17 protein-coding genes and 1 pseudogene are annotated in these 14,377 nt (G+C 46.6%); 5 read left to right on the forward strand and 13 right to left on the reverse strand.

The annotated features are described in order from the left end of the window. Positions 1 to 84 precede the first annotated feature (84 nt). Positions 85 to 258 (forward strand): annotated as a pseudogene (locus AC0IXI_RS20455) (TIGR03756 family integrating conjugative element protein); the annotation flags it as partial. A gap of 188 nt (positions 259 to 446) precedes the next feature. Here the strand turns inward: AC0IXI_RS20455 and AC0IXI_RS20460 are convergent. The 13 genes from AC0IXI_RS20460 to AC0IXI_RS20520 form a co-directional block, all read right to left on the reverse strand. After that, positions 447 to 1,763, reverse strand: a complete 1,317-nt coding sequence (locus AC0IXI_RS20460) for an McrC family protein (RefSeq protein WP_471683007.1) — start codon at positions 1,761 to 1,763, stop codon at positions 447 to 449. After that, positions 1,760 to 3,823: an McrB family protein gene (locus AC0IXI_RS20465; protein ID WP_471683008.1), complete on the reverse strand. Its 2,064-nt coding sequence runs from the start codon at positions 3,821 to 3,823 to the stop codon at positions 1,760 to 1,762. The genes AC0IXI_RS20460 and AC0IXI_RS20465 overlap by 4 nt, the downstream gene beginning before the upstream one ends. A 188-nt stretch (positions 3,824 to 4,011) precedes the next feature. Then, positions 4,012 to 4,842, reverse strand: coding sequence for a DUF4942 domain-containing protein (locus tag AC0IXI_RS20470; RefSeq protein ID WP_471683009.1), 831 nt, complete (start codon positions 4,840 to 4,842; stop codon positions 4,012 to 4,014). A gap of 111 nt (positions 4,843 to 4,953) precedes the next feature. After that, positions 4,954 to 5,274, reverse strand: coding sequence for a TA system toxin CbtA family protein (locus tag AC0IXI_RS20475; RefSeq protein ID WP_471683010.1), 321 nt, complete (start codon positions 5,272 to 5,274; stop codon positions 4,954 to 4,956). A 36-nt stretch (positions 5,275 to 5,310) separates the two neighbouring features. Continuing rightward, positions 5,311 to 5,631, reverse strand: coding sequence for a type IV toxin-antitoxin system YeeU family antitoxin (locus AC0IXI_RS20480; protein ID WP_471683011.1), 321 nt, complete (start codon positions 5,629 to 5,631; stop codon positions 5,311 to 5,313). A gap of 12 nt (positions 5,632 to 5,643) precedes the next feature. Next, a complete protein-coding gene (gene radC, locus AC0IXI_RS20485; protein ID WP_471683012.1) occupies positions 5,644 to 6,114 on the reverse strand; it encodes a RadC family protein in 471 nt (156 codons plus the stop codon). 9 nt (positions 6,115 to 6,123) lie between these two features. Then, positions 6,124 to 6,588 carry an antirestriction protein gene (locus tag AC0IXI_RS20490; RefSeq protein ID WP_471683013.1) on the reverse strand — a complete coding sequence of 155 codons (465 nt, stop codon included), beginning with the start codon at positions 6,586 to 6,588 and terminating at the stop codon, positions 6,124 to 6,126. Positions 6,589 to 6,668: 80 nt separating this feature from the next. Continuing rightward, positions 6,669 to 6,899, reverse strand: coding sequence for a DUF905 domain-containing protein (locus AC0IXI_RS20495; protein ID WP_181596958.1), 231 nt, complete (start codon positions 6,897 to 6,899; stop codon positions 6,669 to 6,671). Positions 6,900 to 6,917: 18 nt separating this feature from the next. Next, on the reverse strand, positions 6,918 to 7,754 hold the full coding sequence (locus AC0IXI_RS20500; protein ID WP_471683014.1) for a DUF932 domain-containing protein: 837 nt from the start codon (positions 7,752 to 7,754) through the stop codon (positions 6,918 to 6,920). A 122-nt stretch (positions 7,755 to 7,876) separates the two neighbouring features. Beyond that, the gene (locus AC0IXI_RS20505; RefSeq protein WP_471683015.1) at positions 7,877 to 8,173 is read right to left on the reverse strand and encodes a permease; all 297 of its coding nucleotides are present in this window, start codon (positions 8,171 to 8,173) and stop codon (positions 7,877 to 7,879) included. 269 nt (positions 8,174 to 8,442) lie between these two features. Next, positions 8,443 to 9,327 carry a GTPase family protein gene (locus tag AC0IXI_RS20510; RefSeq protein ID WP_471683016.1) on the reverse strand — a complete coding sequence of 295 codons (885 nt, stop codon included), beginning with the start codon at positions 9,325 to 9,327 and terminating at the stop codon, positions 8,443 to 8,445. Positions 9,328 to 9,416: 89 nt separating this feature from the next. Further along, positions 9,417 to 9,989 (reverse strand): hypothetical protein, encoded by a 573-nt coding sequence (locus AC0IXI_RS20515; protein WP_471683017.1) that lies wholly within the window; start codon positions 9,987 to 9,989, stop codon positions 9,417 to 9,419. Then, a complete protein-coding gene (locus AC0IXI_RS20520) occupies positions 9,989 to 10,306 on the reverse strand; it encodes a hypothetical protein (protein WP_471683018.1) in 318 nt (105 codons plus the stop codon). Before AC0IXI_RS20520 ends, AC0IXI_RS20515 begins: the two co-directional genes overlap by 1 nt. A gap of 362 nt (positions 10,307 to 10,668) precedes the next feature. On the opposite strand from AC0IXI_RS20520, the gene AC0IXI_RS20525 reads away from it, so the two are divergent. The 4 genes from AC0IXI_RS20525 to AC0IXI_RS20540 all read left to right on the forward strand — a co-directional run bounded on the left by AC0IXI_RS20525 (position 10,669) and on the right by AC0IXI_RS20540 (position 14,114). Then, entirely contained in the window at positions 10,669 to 11,250 is a 582-nt protein-coding gene (locus tag AC0IXI_RS20525) for a rolling circle replication-associated protein (RefSeq protein ID WP_471683019.1), read from the forward strand. A 103-nt stretch (positions 11,251 to 11,353) separates the two neighbouring features. Beyond that, the gene (locus tag AC0IXI_RS20530) at positions 11,354 to 11,569 is read left to right on the forward strand and encodes a helix-turn-helix transcriptional regulator (protein WP_422568208.1); all 216 of its coding nucleotides are present in this window, start codon (positions 11,354 to 11,356) and stop codon (positions 11,567 to 11,569) included. Between the two features lie 107 nt (positions 11,570 to 11,676). Next, the gene (locus tag AC0IXI_RS20535) at positions 11,677 to 12,309 is read left to right on the forward strand and encodes a hypothetical protein (RefSeq protein ID WP_471683020.1); all 633 of its coding nucleotides are present in this window, start codon (positions 11,677 to 11,679) and stop codon (positions 12,307 to 12,309) included. 248 nt (positions 12,310 to 12,557) lie between these two features. Then, complete coding sequence (locus AC0IXI_RS20540) at positions 12,558 to 14,114, forward strand: phosphoethanolamine transferase (protein WP_471683259.1); 1,557 nt, start codon at positions 12,558 to 12,560, stop codon at positions 14,112 to 14,114. Positions 14,115 to 14,377: the final 263 nt, after the last annotated feature.

Consider the following 14,377-nt stretch of genomic DNA (forward strand, 5'->3'; position numbering starts at 1 on the left):
ATTCACAGCCAGTATTCAATTTCATAAGGCCTGAGCGGTAAAAAAACCTTACACCTGCGGTATTACCCGTTACCGCAGGTGCTTATGTTTATCACTCTTCAACGGCTTTTAATTGTGCTGGCGCTGAGCTCGCTGTCGGCTCGGGCCATTACCACACCTGAAATCGCCGCCTCGGCCCTGTCACCTGCATGCGTGAAATATCAGGTTGTCGGCGTCTGCTACTGGTTGTACTGCACGCCGTTTGGCTGCACGGTTCGAAGGCCGGACTCGAATAACTAACTCAACAAACTGATTTCAATGTTATTTATTTTTAACACTTAGAGATTATACCCGCACTTGTACCCACAAACAAAAATCCGTACAAAAATCAGACAATGCAAGTGGGTACAGAGCCATATCAGTACAACACCGTTATGGCTAACCGTATGAAAGAGAATAACACGGTTTTAAATCAATATTTTCCCATCAGGGAAACGCACGCCAGAACTTTGCAAACTGTCACCAATGAAAAATGGCACAACCCATAAACGCAGCGGGTTTTCCTTTTGATGGCTAAATTCATATGGATGAGCTAACGGCTGACTAAAACCCTCATGCGAAGGATAAATCAGCAGCATATCCCCTATTCCCTCCTGATAGTTCACACCGTAGGCCAGCATCTGGTAAAGGTCAGCCTGCGACTGTTCGAGTGTCGCCTTTCCGCTCTCCACCATTTTCCATTTAACATCACAAATCATCGCCTGGTCTCCATTCTCCCCACGAGGTCGTAGATGGATATCGGGTCTAAGCTTAAATACTCCTTTGCCATTGAGACGAACCAAGGTATGTGAATCTACCTGTGCCTTCACATGCCAGTTATCGTTATAACGATGACGCATCCATGCAGTCACAAAAGATTCAAACACAGCTTCCATTGGGAAAAGCAGTGAAATTGCGTTGGCGTCGCCCTGCATGCAGTGGGGCGACTGCCCCATCAAAATCAGCCGCGCCCACGCCAAGGCAAGTTCATAGTGACACATATGCCGGTCGAGACGTACCTGGTCGAAGGCCATGCAAACATCACCAACAGGCGCAATATCGTCAAAGTGCACCTGCAAAGAGTTAACTTGTATTAGTAGCTGCGGGTTGCTGATCTGGCGACGGATCTTATCGATGGCTGTTTTCAGTATCCGGTTTTCCGGACGTTCGGCGCTGTAATCGTCAAACTCCACCTGAAAGCGATCCCGACGCACGCAGTTTTTGCTTAATTGAGCGGAGACCCTTAACTTCCCTTTCATCCATGGCAGATTGTCCTGCTGACGTACGTAATCACGCTTTAGACCCTGGCGCACAATCTGCTGTACGCTATCGATAAACTGCTGAATAAATACATCCATCAGCGGCATCTTCGAGGTTCGGACTCTGGATGCTGAAGTAGCAATATGGCGAAAAGATTTTAGCGTGCGTAGCATCATCAAAAGCTGCTGACGTGCAATATCAATGTTGTCTTCACGCCGTCCCGTTTTTGGCAATACTTCAATAAACGCATTACCCGGAAGAGAAATAACACCAGCATAATTTTTTACTTGAAGCGTTTTTACACTACCCCGACTGCGCAGGGTTAGCAGACGATGAGTGTTATCCGCGTCATCTTTCAGACACCGTTGCTCAAGCCACTCAAACAGCTTGGAGGGCAGAACGACCGCATTATTTATGCGGCCCCTATCATTCTCATCAACCAGAAGCCCGTATTCGAAGACGGAAAAGTTTCGACGAGACGTCATTCCCTGCTCCCAAGATTACTATTTTTGGGTGCATAAATTTGTTGCCAGGCGAGCGGATTATCCCAGACATCGTCGCTCTCAGAGGCCAAATGGAAACTGGCACCGATATCATGCAGATCTTCAGTTCCGCTATTGCCAAAAAGATCCGCAAACTGTTTTTGGTCTTTCACCTCACACACGAATTGTAGGTGCGGGTTTTCGCTTTTTTGATTGTCGCCCAGCACCATACGGATTTTTTGCCAGTCGTTGTAGAAGTACTCCTCCAGCAGTGGCAGCACCTTGTTTCGCATAATCCGCTTGAGCCTTTCGAAGGCCAGTTCTTCGTCCTCTTTAGCCTGTACAACTGGAATGAAAAAGGCATGGCCCAGGGTATGTTCTCTGTCGTACAACACCTGAATGCGGTCATTAAGGGTCTGCAACAGTAGTGGTAGATCAATGCCTTTGACGACCGTCTCTTTCAGAACCGTGATATCAGGCAGCATCGCTTCAAACTCGAATCGGCGACGAAGGGCGGTATCCAGTGCGGTGAGCGAACGGTCAGCGGTGTTCATGGTGCCGATTAAATAGAGATTGTTCGGTACGCTGAACGAGGTAGAAGAGTAAGGCAGCATCACGCTAAGCGCCTCCGGTTCCCCGAAACGTTTAGAGGTTTCTATCAGGGTGATCAGTTCGCCGAAGATTTTGGAGATATTGCCACGGTTAATTTCGTCAATAATTAGAACGTAGTTCTGACGTTTTTCAGATACAGATTCCTGTGGGTTGGAAGGCAAACCTTCCTGTTTAATCAGATAATTAAGGATACTTCGTACATATGACGGATTGTGTACCTTTGCCTGAGGGTTTTGGTAAACCAGACTGATATTCTTGAGGTATGCATTGTAACCCTGCCCTAAATCCTCTTTTTTCGATTGCGACGGAAAGATACCAAAGGTGGTCTGGCTCTTGTAAGCCAGTTGGAAGGCTTTACCCTGCTGCGTTTCAAGGGTAATGCTTCCACTCTCAGCTAAACGTTCTTGTAGACGGGCAAGCGCCTCGTCAAGCTTCTGCTGAACACCGGCGTGACCAAAAGCAGCATCTTCACAAATTTGCTTAAAAATGCCCGCTTTGATTTCGTAGCGCACATTGCAGTCGTCGGTGGTCTCTGCTCTTAGCCCTTCGATAAACTCTTCATAGCCAAAACTCTGATGGAAGGTAATAAAACGCACACGCTTTTCGGCAATCAGGCGGTCATAAATCTTTTTCAGCTCGCGGCGTTTTTCGTTCTCATCTTTACCTTCCTGCAGCGAATAGGCTACTGGTTCACAGGCGCGTACGGCCAGATCGATTGTGCGGTAAGTTTTACCAGTGCCTGGCGGACCGTAGAGAATAGTATTTTTTGGCAATTGCGGCGAGGTAACCTCCTCGTCTTGCTCATCCTCTGGCAAGGCAGTCTCACTGCCAATTAACGCAATATCGTTCTTCTTCTGAATAACCTGCGTATAGAGATGCCAGAGCGACATGTTGAGTTCGATAGGATCGACATCATTGCCCAGTGCGCGGTGCAACGCTTTCTTGAGATCAAGGTTGCGAGCGAACCACTCCTGGTCCTCTGAGAGCCCAAGTTGAAAATGGTTATTGCAATAGTTGTAGCTGCTGAAAAAATTGCTGACATTCACAACGTTGGTAATTTTCGACGGGTAGAGCGCAGCAAAGGCACGATGGCAGAGTGCCCAATATACTTTGTTTAATATCCCATCTGTTTTAAGTTTCACAAGGCGCTCAATCACCCGATCGTAGTTCTCCTGCGTACACTCCTCTGCCATCTGACGGGTGAGAGCGAGCAGCTGTTTTTGCGCCGTTTCAAATTCAAACTGGGACATACCGCCTTGCTTGAGGCTGGAGATACCATTACTACGTTCGTACCAAATCTGCCGAATTGTATCCGCAGAGAAATTGGGTTTTTCGGCTTGGATCTGTTCTACAAGCTGACGATAGTGCTTCCCCCAGTCGGGGCTGTATTGATTGTTTTTTCCGATATGAGAACGAAAGAAAGGGGCTAATGTAGAGGAATCCTGAACCATCACATACTCCGTGTGTAAGGTGATTTAAAAGTAGAATACTCGCATCTTATCGGATTAATCTTAATTTCGTCACTACCTGTTCAAGGTAGGCAGCCAGAAATTTAGCTAGATGTGATTTAAAACAAATTCAGTAAGTTACTCGACAACATGCCCAATTCAATGTCCAAAAGCATTAAAAATTACTGGTGTTACTGCCCCAGCATCCCCGGATAGTGCTTCGCAAGAATGTCATTCATCCTTTCAATCAACTCCAGACGTTTAAACGTTAGATGAGCCGTTCCCTTCTGAAAGTAACGGATGCTGAAGAACTCATCTTCGTAAACGTCCTTCGTCGGGTTATCACGAATATGCTCCATCAATCGTGTCGTAACATCGCCACGATTGTCAGGGACCGGTTTACCATCCAGCAGAAATAACATTCGTTCCAGATCCGCTAATTGATCCCGCCGCCAGCCCCAGTTTAAGCTAAAGCCCCAGCGGCTGTGCGTCACCAAATTGTTGACGATAATCTTTTTACCAAAGCTGCAGGGACTATTGGTTTTGTAATCCCACGACAGCCCTTTGAAGACATTGATAATGCCACGCTCAAATACATCCATTTTGTTCAAATGTAGCTGCTCAAAAGTACTGAGGATATTCGCCTCGCTGATGGCTGGCAGATCCCCCTCCTCCAGGTTCTTATGCCACTGGTCACGGGCCTGAGCATCCATCAAGGCCATCATGCCAGACTTCAACATCAGGTCCCGCCAGATATTGCGGTCGATATTATGGGTGATAGCAGGTACCGCTTTACCAGCATTTTCAGTCAGCCAACTGTCGTAACGATGTCCAGATTTCATCGCCCAGTCTTGTGCAGTACCACCGCCAACTTCTGCGGTTAACCTTGAAACGGCATCAAGCTGCTGGATGAGTTGCTCAATCTGCTCGATTGCAGAATCGCGACCAGTGACAACGCGTTCAATACTGGTCGAAAGGATGAGCTCATTGTGCTCGGTTAATACATCGGGTTCTGTTTTCATCGTTAATCGTCCATATGAGCAAACACGCCTGCCGGAAATGGCAGACGCATTATGCGAGGAATAAAAAGAGTGGAAAGCGAATAGGTAAAATCAGGGAGGAGGCTCGAAGATTTATGTATTCATTAATCCGGTAGCTCGCCTAGCTCTGAGAATATCTGTAGCGGTTAAGAATGGTGTCTGCTCCTGCCAGGTAAATCCTTTGCGATCAGTGCGCACCAGCTCATAACGTTCCACGAGGAAATTCACTGCATCCGCCAGCGTAACTCCTGCTTCGATATGTTCCTGGATGGCTGAATCATCATGGAATGGCGTGTCGTTGAGCGTCAGGCCGTAATGATGCTCCAGCAGATACGTTAAAAGTTGCTGCCACACCTGCGCGGGTGACAGGCGTGACGAAACCGATACCGTGGTCGGTACAGTTGAAATTTGCATGAGTGGAGTCCTGATAAAAGAAGAAGAGAAAGTGTGTTAATGGGCCGGATAAATAGAAATGTAAACGTAACCACAGCTACCATGGGTGTCCGCTACGCAGGTTAAACCAGCAAGCTGAATCACCTGATGTTGCTGCTGTGGATTTAGCTCACCGGAACGAAGCATTGATTCCAGTTGTTCAATAAACAGCGGGAAAGCCAGTTCCAGTTTCTGTAGCTGTGTTGGCGTAAAATCCGCAGTCAAACAGGCTCTGTCAGCCAGGTAATGTAGCTGGTTTCCCTCCTGAACCAACCTTGCTCCAAATCGTGGGATCATATCGATTTGCAGCCCCCATTCATGGGATGGTATTAATGGCATGAATACCTCCGTTTAAAGCAAACCATGCTCAGCAAAAGAAACTACTTCGTTCCCGACCACGAGATGATCCAGCACCCGCACTTCCACTAAGGCCAACGCTTTCACAATCCGCTGAGTGATATGTTTATCCTGCTGGCTGATTTCTTTCGTACCGGACGGATGGTTGTGCGCCAGAATAACCGCAGCGGCGTTATGCTTCAGGGCAGATTTAACCACTTCACGTGGATGCACCTCTGTATGGCTGAGCGTGCCGGTAAACAGTGTTTCTCGTTCCAGCAGGCAGTGTTGATTATCGAGATACATCACGATAAAGACCTCACGCTCCTGGTGAGCCATCTGTAATTGCACCCAGCTTTTAGCAAAGCTGGTGGCGGTAAATGTCTCACTCGGTTGACGTTGATACTTCTCAAGCAGGCGCAGCGCACGACGAATAATGCGCTGCTCATTAACCGAAAAGACCGGGGATAACATCAGTTCAGACATGCTCAATCCTTAATCAATAATCCGCATAATGGCAGCACATTCCGGATGATGCAGCGCGTAATCCCGCAGGCGGTAATAGTGCTCCGTCATCGCATCACACTCTGTGCGGCAGGCATGGTGACTGAATACCAACAGGCAGATGGTAATCCCTGTAGCTTCACTGCTGAGTTCAGCATCGTTGCCATTGAATGCGTTAAACAAAGGCCAAGTTTCATCACTGTCGGGGGCTATAAACGCTCCGCCATTACTGAGCGTGTAGAAATTCCAGATACCGCCACTGTAGTCAGCGCACATCCGGTCAAGCCAGGCAAAGATGCGTGGCTCCAACAAGATCCATTGTGGAATGGTGCCGAAGTGCTGCGGCCAGAAACTGGCGCGGTATTCATCTGGCACGAGAATGGCCGAAATAGTTGCCGGGTTAACCGTCCGGGATAAAGTGGACGTATCAGTCGTAGGCGTTGGTGAGGTCTTCATGGTAAACAGCTCCGGATATAAAAAAGCCAACCGATAAAGGCTGGCGGGAATGGTGAGAGGTTAAGTGCACTGATAAAGAATTACAGATTGCGAATACCATGGCTGGCGATATAGCGATTCAGCATTTCTCCGGCCTCCAGTTCAAAATTCCATGCCCGCCAGATCATTTCGCCGTTGTGACGTACTACCAGGCGAAAATGGGTGCCCTGGTCGTCTTCAGTGCTGACATTCAGATATTGTCTGCCAATGACTTCGGCCTGTTCTCGGGTGAACGGACCGGACGGGAGTAGTGCGATTGCTTTTGTGCTCACAGTTCAGTTCTCCCTTTTTCAGTGCGTGTGTGGATGATCGAGAAATTCCAGCATGTTCTCAGCCATCACCCACAGGGCGCGATTGAGCTTCACATCACCATCGATACCTTTAACGGCGCGGGTATGGGCACGGCCACCTTTAGCTGTCCGTCCCGACAAGCCACCTTTAATCAGGTTTTCCTGAATACGCTGGTAGGTGGTCCAGAGATCATTGCTTTCGTCCTGCCAGCGGCGTGGGGAAAGTATCTGTGATTCCGTCACCGGTTGATGCTCTTCACCAAAACGATAAGTTAATGCTGCTTTCGCCATCGCCTGCTGTGCTGGTGGAGGTAACAAAAGCGACTGCATGGCATCGCGCTTCTCTTCCACCCGGTCAAAAATCCCCAGTACTTCGTAAGCCCCTTCAATGACTTTCTCCACCACATTGCCTTTATGCGGCACGCGTACCTCACCAAAACTCTCACCGCAAATCAGTCCATTCTGGCAAACCGATCTGAATAAACCCGGTAACATCTGGTAAGAACTGGAGCCATCATGGCTGTTAAGCAGGATAATTTCTGGCACCTGTTTGCCGGTGATTTGCCCTTCACGACGCAGGCGCAGCATGTGTTTGGTATGCTCACGTTTATCCAGGTTTCGGACGCGGGTCTGACAGGCAAAGAAGGGCTGGAACCCTTCACTCTTCAGGTTATCCAGCAGTGTTATAGTGGGAATGTACGTATAACGTGAGCTACGGGATTCATGCTTTTCTTCACTGAACACACTCGGCACATAATGCATGAGTTCCTCATGGGTCAACGGCCGATCACGGCGAACGAGATTCACCGCACCAAAGCGGGATGCTAATCGGGTCATGGTTATTTTCCTTCAGATAGACAAAAGAAAACGGCCCGCTCGAATGAGCAGGCCGTTGGTATGAAATGAAAGGATGTAGCAAGACAATAAATATTGGTCGAACATCTGAGATTGAACGTTTCTCAGCCCCTCAGACCAAGCGTCCCCAGAGCCGCCATCAATCCAATGAACCAGCCGATAAACTGAGGCATAACCGCCCAGAACATACGGGCTTTAATGACTACGCCACTACTCCCGTAAACAGCATCCGGCATCACCCATTTTCTGATGACATTCCCCAGCCAGACGCCCAGCCCCGGAAGGGTACACAGGATAACAATGGCCCACGATGTTAACCAGAACCCTGAAATGCGCGTATCAACAAATGCAATAATCAGTCCAGCCAGGGTCGACAGGCTGAGACAAAGGCTTAAAGGCATATTCATTCTCCTGAATATGTGAGAGTTCATCACATTGATTTTTTTAGCTAAAAATTGCTGTCCCAGAAAGTTACTGGGCGATTTTATATCCGTCTCTTGCGTGGTGATAATGAATAAAACAGATCGACTCGATCGATAAAATCGATCATTAAGACGCGTTGAATCATTTTCAAAATACACCCTGGACTTGCACTACGAAGGTGAATAGTTTTTTCGGGTCATGCGTTATTCCTGCACGATAAAAACCATCCGGTAATCGCCTGGAAGATTCAGAATAAAAATCGCCAGACACTTTTGGCAACAGAGGCAACTGCATTTATCACTGAGCTGAGCACGGTGGTAACGGCTGCGGGAAGGGAGATATCTGACAAGGTCTGTGTCATGACGTCGCTGATGGTATTACCAAAATCCTGACTTGCCTGATCCTCAATCTTTTGTGTGCGGTACTGCCGTTTAATGACCGAACTGACTGCACTGCTGGCACGGGCAGGCAGTGACTGAAAAAGGTTTTCTACCAGTTCAGGCAGATGCCACCCGGTGGCTGAAGATACAGCGATAACAGGAAGTGAGGGAGTGTGGAACAGTGACTGAACCGCACGCTGTTTTTCCTCAATATGTTTCTGCTGTTGCTCAGAGGGCTGGTTAAGAAAACAGCTCCATTCACGGGAAGGTTCGATTTTATCGGCTTGTGTTAGTACGAACAGCACCTTATCCCGCCCCGACGCACCTGGTGCGAGCATTCGAAAGTAAAACTCACAGTCCGGCGTCAGGGCACGGTCATCGGCTTTTATGAGCCAGAGCACCAGGTCCAGTTCCGGCAGTATGTGCTGGTAGAGTGACTCATATTCGGCATCACGCTCAGCGCTTTCACCCACCCCTGGCAGGTCAACTATCGTTACTCGCCTCTCACCTGCCCATAAGGTAAAACGCCGTGGTTCACGGGTACAGGCCGTTGTATGGCTAACCGCTGAAACGGGGCTTCGGAACAAGGCATTACACAGGCTGGATTTACCGGCACCCGTTTTTCCCATGATGCCAATCACGGGTTGATAATGAATTACGTCATTAAGGCGACATATTAGCGTCTGTGCAATATCATCAGGGAGTAAGTCAAGGGGGGAGCATATTTTATTGAAAGCAGGGTTGTCACTCATCATCTGTCCTCGAATAGATAAGGGAAAGCACTATGCATTTCCCGTAAGGTTCATGATGATGATATATATCTGAAATAATTTTGAATGTGTCAGATCAGTTTTTTATAAACACCATCTATATAATTAGCTATATATTCCTCTGGCCTGACTTTTGTCTGCTGATGAATGAAGGCAAGTTTTTTTAGTGTGGACTGAGACAGTTTTAGCTCGTTCATTTTTAACTTTTCCCTGTATTTCTTTTGCATCCATGTCTTATGCATCCTGATTAAAAATGTTTCTTTGTCCTCAATATGATTACCTGTATTTTTAAACCTACCCGAAGGACCTGCTGGGACACTTCCCCAGGCGTTCAAAAACCCCATGATTGCAAAATATTTTTCACGTATATTTCGGATGCAAATGTCATTGCAAACCGACTTTTCTTTAAGAAGGTAATTCCATAACCAGTCGCACATCTCTTCATTATCTTTATCAATCCATCTGGTGAGCTTGTTTTTCACTTCAATTTCATTCCATTTCAGAATCAGGGTTGACAATAATTCCCTTTTCCTGTCCAGACTAATACCGAGGCAATCATAATAGCCAACTACCGCTCTGAGGCGTTGAATGTGTGTATCAGGGATGACATACATTTTAATGCATGTTTTAGCCCAATCAGTCATTAAGTATTGATTGTCTTTGTAAGGATTCTCCCGCAAATGCTTGATATATGACCATGCGAAAAAACAAGCATCATAATTATCCAGGAATGAAAATGAATTCCCCCCAGGAAGTTATTATTAAGTTCCTGGGGGAAACTAATTAACCTACATGAGGCATCCTTGTATTTTTCTGCAAAACAGGCACTTGTTGCCTTTTTCATACCTTCAAGTTCAGCCCCCCACCTACCAATGTCAATATGATAATTTTCTTTGAAGGACAGATTCATAAAATAAAATAACTCCCTTTCATTTTTGATATCAAAAACATAGTTCATCATCTTCATTTCCTAAACAATTTTTATAATATTTAACGAGGTTATTATTGTCTTATTTCAATATTTATTGAATATTTTATGTCGTTTTTTTGTAGATAAATCACAAAGATTTTATTCATAGCAACCTGATTTACCCTGAGGAAATGCTGATCCGCACACGGTATGACGAGTGTTGGTTGACGAGGTGATTCGTCAGAAAACGGATAGTTAAGGTTATTACTATTATTATAAAGAAGACATCACTCCCCGTTCAGCATTGCCACCCACAGTACAAACATCCCACCAAATGGTTACACGGACGTTAATCAGATTAAAACTTACATCTTCCTCACATGTTCATGAAACGACATACTGAGGAATAAAACATGAGTACACATTGCATCACAAACCCTAATCACCCGACTTATCCTGAACTGGAATCTCAGTTACACCGTCATGTTGATAATCTCTTCAGAAGATATTCAAAGCTTATTCTCCTGAGAATTGATTTTGCTTATCTGAGTCATTTGTCTGAATTCATTCATCAGGATGTACATGGTCTTTGTGCCGACATGGTCAAACTGGAAAACCGCTTGAAAGATATTAACGGCATCATCGGGTATGCCTGGGTGGCAGAATATGGAATGGACCACCGGCATCATGCTCACTGCGCAATCTTTATCAATGCTCAGATCCGTAATAAATCATGGCCTGTATTTATGGAGATCAAGAAGCAGTGGGAGGGTATTACTGAAGAAGAAGGATACGCCCATCGATGCGCCCCCCAAAATCATTATGAAGTCAGGTGTGAAGAGGTGACTCGTTATTATGAGGAAGATGGCATTAATGCCATGAAATATATTTTAAGTTATATGGCAAAGAAAGCACAGAAGCCTGACGGGGTAAATGCAAGACTCAGTTATATTGCAGATGAAATTCGAACCGGACGGAGAAGAAAGTGTAAATAACGGTCATTAATTACGGCCAACAGATATCTGATGAGCAACGCCAGAAGGCAATACATTCCTTCCTGGCGTTGCTCTCCCTTAACTTTATCGGAGAGAACTCATCATGACATCTGAAAATACATCCCTGCTTAATGACCAACTTGTTGATATGAAATTCATCACAACCTTCACCGGCCTGACCGACAAATGGTTTTACAAATTAATTCAGGATGGTCTGTTTCCTGCCCCAATAAAAATGGGCAGAGCATCCCGCTGGCTTAAAAGTGAAGTGGAAACGTGGATGAAAAATAAAATAAGTGCGTCACGACCAGATAATTAATCTGGTCGCATGCTATCCGTTTATCACTATTACTTCATTATCATTTCACTCGCATTGATTGTCCGGGTAAACCTCTTCGAGAGTGTGTTATCCCGACAGGAGATACAATGACTTCAACTTCATATCGCCTCTCTGAGGCCAATCCGACTCTGTCACTGGCAGCATTGCAGCGAAGCTATCAGCGTGAGCTTAATCTTTGTAATGTGCGCGACAGTGCAACCGGAAAACGTCTAAGACGGCATCGTTATTATCTTCAGCTTGAGCGGGTCAATCTGTCCGCTACCACAGGATTTTCTTCTCCCGTTCTTTTCCCACGATTTCTGACAATGCTTAACAGAGAACAACGCTCGCGAAGCAAGCCATTCCTGGAAGCCAACAAGACTCCGTCTGCTGACTGCAATGACTATCCTTTTCTGAATCCAGCCTCGCCCTGGTTCAGTCTGCTGATGAATGAATGTGAACGGGCAGGCTCTGCTTCAATCCGTCAGAGGATACCCCTTCTGCGTCGTGTGACTGAGCGACATCACCAGCGTGAACAGTTTGCCCTGGTGTATTTCTGGCGGCTGCTGGAGGGCATTGGTGAAGAGGATATCCTCCCAGCCAGTATTAACAGCCCGGATAAACTACAGCAATGGATAGAAGACACACTGTACACCAGCCACCGTTTTGAAAATGACCTAGAGGAATACCTTTTCTTTGCATTTTATCACCAGTGGTCCACCTCACCACTACAGGCATAAGTAATATTTTCATGTACCTATCAATTAAAAAATTGATCGGCATCACCGATCAATCTGACGAGATTGATCTATTAAAACAATTATCTTTTCTGCCACGACTCCCGTTATTCTCCAGCCCGTTATTCCGGACAACATTTCTTTCATATCGGTGCTTTATCAGGCCGGGCCTTGCCACGCCTGTCTTTCAGGCGCAGGGGCTCAACTGATGCTGATGTGTGTTCAGTCACGTTCAAAGGAAGGGCAAAGTGATGCTCGATATGCTGGTGATAAAAGGAAGTTATTTTCCTCTGATAGTCGTAACGGTGCTGTATGCGAAGGTCGGTCTGCTAACCACTCGTTTTCGAAAGGTGCTGCATCAGCTCCTGGTGCTGGTCCCCCTGCTGGTGGCACTGGCACAGGCGCCTAATCCGATTCTACGTAATCTAATAGCGTTACTTCCGGTGATACTCATTGCGATGGATATCACGTTGTCAATGTTCAGTTGGCGTGAATACCGCAGCCGCTTCAGTCACGGTTTTGCACTCAGCATGCTGGAGACCAGTCGTCGGGAAGTCACTGGTATGTTGGGGATCTACCGACGGTACATTCTGACTTTTGTCCTTACAGTTGCTGCGATATTTACCGCTGTAAATACCACACCGGTATTGCCTGGCAGAGTGTGTTATCTCCCGTCCGTATTTTTAGCAATTGTGTTGCTGGTTCATACCGTACAGGCATTACTACATCAGCAACGAAAAAACAGCATCAGTAGCCCACTGCAGCGCATTGTCTCTGAATTACCTTTCAGTAACCTGAATCCATTTTTACAGGCTCACCGGGATAAAAGCATGATTGCCAGAGTGTCCCGTAAGATACCAGAGTACGATTTATCGGTTAAGGAAACGGGAATTGATATTTACGTGGTGGTCATCGGGGAATCAGCGCGACCGGCAAATATGAGCATTTATGGCTATTATCGACCGACCACGCTTTTTGCAGAATCCGAGCAGGACAACATGCTGTTGTTCACTCAGGCAATCAGTGGCTCTCCTGTGACAGCCACAGCCGTCCCGCTGGCATTGACAGCCGCGACCGTGAAAGATATGGCTGTTAGCCATTATTCTGACAACATCATCAATATTGCTAACCAGGGCGGATTTAAAACGCACTGGTACAGCGCTCAGGGTATGTATGGCGATTACAGTAATGCCATCACCGGCATTGCCATGAATGCTCATCATCAGGAGTGGGTGAAAGAGGGTTATGATGATGCATTGCTGCCCTTACTGGATAACGCCCTACAGGGTCCAGGTAAAAAACTCATTGTGTTGCATCTTTATGGTAGCCATCCTCCTGCAAACCAACGTTATCCCGAAAGCGAACGCTATTTCCATGACAATCATCCCGATGATGAATACGACAATTCGATTCGGTTCACCGATAAGTTATTGGGACAGATTGTGGATCGTTTACAGGGAAGTCGCGCATCGCTGCTTTATTTCTCCGATCATGGGCTGGAGCGAGGGTCTGGTAAAAACAAAGGCTGGCAACACGGGGGAGTGAAACCCTTAAGAGAGGCTTTTCAGGTCCCGATGTTTATCTGGTATAGCCCGTTACTGACGACAGGACAGGAAGAGAAAGGAAAAATTACGTCCGTGTATTCAACGGTCAATAACTATGCACTGATAACGCACTGGCTGGGTGTGGCACAGGAAAGTGAAACGGCCAAACCAGTAAAAGAACTTGCCAGCGAAAATGAAAACTCTCAAGTGATTGATACCACAGCGCAAGTGTATAGATGGACTGACCTGGAGGTATCACGATGAAGACAGTGCTGCTGTCCGCGTTTGGTTTTTTGACGCTATGGCTAATAGTCGGTTTAATCTGGAACCGTCTACATCCTGATGAGGAAGAGTCGGAAGATTGCCCTTACGACTGATCCCTTCAGAGCTCCTGTTTCTTTATCTGAACTAGAAACCAAACACTGACGTGAAGTTCGAGGATGAAAACAGCCATTCGATTGGGACAGCACACTTTTGAACCCGGTTCTTAATTTTATAGGACAATGGGTAATTTATGATGGGCTGTC

This window comes from Buttiauxella sp. AC038, assembly GCF_979253565.1.

Bases quoted from the DNA above. Each gene is read 5' to 3' on its own strand.
- AC0IXI_RS20460 (WP_471683007.1), bottom strand. From the start codon at position 1,763: ATGACGTCTCGTCGAAACTTTTCCGTCTTCGAATACGGGCTTCTGGTT.
- AC0IXI_RS20465 (WP_471683008.1), bottom strand. From the start codon at position 3,823: ATGGTTCAGGATTCCTCTACATTAGCCCCTTTCTTTCGTTCTCATATC.
- AC0IXI_RS20470 (WP_471683009.1), bottom strand. From the start codon at position 4,842: ATGAAAACAGAACCCGATGTATTAACCGAGCACAATGAGCTCATCCTT.
- AC0IXI_RS20475 (WP_471683010.1), bottom strand. From the start codon at position 5,274: ATGCAAATTTCAACTGTACCGACCACGGTATCGGTTTCGTCACGCCTG.
- AC0IXI_RS20480 (WP_471683011.1), bottom strand. From the start codon at position 5,631: ATGCCATTAATACCATCCCATGAATGGGGGCTGCAAATCGATATGATC.
- radC (WP_471683012.1), bottom strand. From the start codon at position 6,114: ATGTCTGAACTGATGTTATCCCCGGTCTTTTCGGTTAATGAGCAGCGC.
- AC0IXI_RS20490 (WP_471683013.1), bottom strand. From the start codon at position 6,588: ATGAAGACCTCACCAACGCCTACGACTGATACGTCCACTTTATCCCGG.
- AC0IXI_RS20500 (WP_471683014.1), bottom strand. From the start codon at position 7,754: ATGACCCGATTAGCATCCCGCTTTGGTGCGGTGAATCTCGTTCGCCGT.
- AC0IXI_RS20505 (WP_471683015.1), bottom strand. From the start codon at position 8,173: ATGCCTTTAAGCCTTTGTCTCAGCCTGTCGACCCTGGCTGGACTGATT.
- AC0IXI_RS20510 (WP_471683016.1), bottom strand. From the start codon at position 9,327: ATGAGTGACAACCCTGCTTTCAATAAAATATGCTCCCCCCTTGACTTA.
- AC0IXI_RS20515 (WP_471683017.1), bottom strand. From the start codon at position 9,989: ATGACTGATTGGGCTAAAACATGCATTAAAATGTATGTCATCCCTGAT.
- AC0IXI_RS20520 (WP_471683018.1), bottom strand. From the start codon at position 10,306: ATGATGAACTATGTTTTTGATATCAAAAATGAAAGGGAGTTATTTTAT.
- AC0IXI_RS20525 (WP_471683019.1), top strand. From the start codon at position 10,669: ATGAGTACACATTGCATCACAAACCCTAATCACCCGACTTATCCTGAA.
- AC0IXI_RS20530 (WP_422568208.1), top strand. From the start codon at position 11,354: ATGACATCTGAAAATACATCCCTGCTTAATGACCAACTTGTTGATATG.
- AC0IXI_RS20535 (WP_471683020.1), top strand. From the start codon at position 11,677: ATGACTTCAACTTCATATCGCCTCTCTGAGGCCAATCCGACTCTGTCA.
- AC0IXI_RS20540 (WP_471683259.1), top strand. From the start codon at position 12,558: ATGCTCGATATGCTGGTGATAAAAGGAAGTTATTTTCCTCTGATAGTC.